The following is a 615-nucleotide window of genomic DNA, read 5'->3' as shown; positions in this document are numbered from 1 at the left end:
TGCACCGCTGGAATCAGACTGATGCGCCTTACCCGCAGGATAAAACCCTGCCACAACTGTTTGAAGCTCAAGTGGAAAAGACACCGGATAACGTGGCGCTGGTGTTTGAAGGCGAATCCCTGACCTATTACCAGCTTAACAAACGGGCCAACCAGCTAGCTTATGCTATCCGTGAACGTTGTCAGCAACACCATCATGTCCCTGTGCAAGCTGACACTCCCATCGCCCTCTATCTCGACCGCAGTCTGGACATGGTTATCAGTATTCTGGCAGTACTGAAAGCCGGTGGCGCTTATGTGCCCATTTCGCCGGAATATCCACCAGAGCGGATTCGGTTTATTTTGGACGATACCCAATCACCCTGCGTCGTCACTCAGCAAAGGTATCTGGCAATGCTGGCGACAGACACGCGAACATGCATAGAACAACCAGTATTGATAGCGGCGGATGACCCGGCAATCACCGCAGACCAACCTGTGGACAATCCAGCATCGGTAAACAAATCCTCAGATTTGGCCTATATCATCTATACCTCAGGCACCACCGGCCAGCCGAAAGGCGTCATGATTGAGCACAAAAATGTGGCGCATCTGGCAGCGGCACAGGCAGAAATTT

The 615-nt window shown here is 52.0% G+C and carries 1 protein-coding gene; it reads left to right on the top strand.

Translation table 11 applies throughout. The annotated features are described in order from the left end of the window. Positions 1-615: AMP-binding protein (locus EAE91_RS23685; RefSeq protein ID WP_214090566.1), on the top strand; the 615-nt coding region annotated here is incomplete at both ends.

This window comes from Photorhabdus noenieputensis (assembly GCF_018448935.1).
GTDB classification, from domain to species: domain Bacteria; phylum Pseudomonadota; class Gammaproteobacteria; order Enterobacterales; family Enterobacteriaceae; genus Photorhabdus; species Photorhabdus noenieputensis.
This window is presented reverse-complemented; position numbering and strand designations above follow the sequence as displayed.